The organism is Burkholderia sp. Ax-1720, assembly GCF_011753035.1.
Taxonomy (GTDB): Bacteria; Pseudomonadota; Gammaproteobacteria; order Burkholderiales; family Burkholderiaceae; genus Burkholderia; species Burkholderia gladioli.
The window spans coordinates 1-780 of record NZ_VWWK01000467.1 but is presented as its reverse complement, the minus strand read 5'-3'; the positions used below and the strand labels follow the sequence as shown (position 1 = coordinate 780).

Sequence of the window (780 nt, the reverse complement as noted above, 5' to 3'; positions counted from 1 at the left end):
CGGTTGCGCTGCGGCGCGTAGCCGTGCGGGAAGGCGGCGCGGCCGGCGCAGCGCGCGTCGGCCGCGGCATAGGCCTCGCCGATGCGCACCGCGCGGCGCCAGTAATCCCGGAAACGGGCCAGCACGTCGTCGTGGCGCGTCATCGGGATCGCCAGCTCGACGATGCGCCAGCGGCGCGCCGCCAGGCGGCGGCACAGGTCGGCGGCCTCGCCGTCGGCCAGGTTGGCGTCGAAGCCGCCCACGTCGAGCAGGGCCTCGCGGCTGAACAGGGCGTCGCCCACGCAGTCGAGCGCGTCGCCGAACGGCATCACGCCGTCCAGGTCGACCACCGCGGCGTAATGCGACTGATGCGGCAGCGCCTCGCGGCACTGGCCGCGCACCGCCGCGCATTGCGCGTCCAGGCGCGCCAGCGCGGCTTGCGGGAAGTGCCGGTCGAGCAGGGTGTCGGCGCCCAGGAACAGCACCGTGTCGGCATGCGTGGCGTGCCAGCCGGCGTTGCGGATCGCCGCGCGCGTGGTGGCCTGGCCGATGCCGCGCGTGTCGGCCGCGATCACCCGCGCGCCGTCGAGGGCGGCCAGCCGGGCATCGTCGCCCAGCGGTTCGTCGGTCGCGTACAGCACCTCGACCGGCAGCTCGCCCCAATCGGCGCCGCGCACGCTGCGCAGGCAGCGCGACAGCGAACCGTCACGGTCGCACCCGCTCACCACCACGGCGACCTGGTGCGCGTTCAAAACTCTTCCTCCAGCGGCGCGCGCAACGCGCTGCCGACCCAGCAGGGCC

General features: G+C 75.5%; 1 protein-coding gene. It reads right to left on the bottom strand.

Annotated features, from left to right (window positions below):
• Positions 1 to 731: glycosyltransferase family 2 protein (locus F3J18_RS37705; protein WP_166917234.1), on the bottom strand; the 731-nt coding region annotated here is incomplete at its 3' end.
• Between the last annotated feature and the right edge of the window lie 49 nt (positions 732 to 780).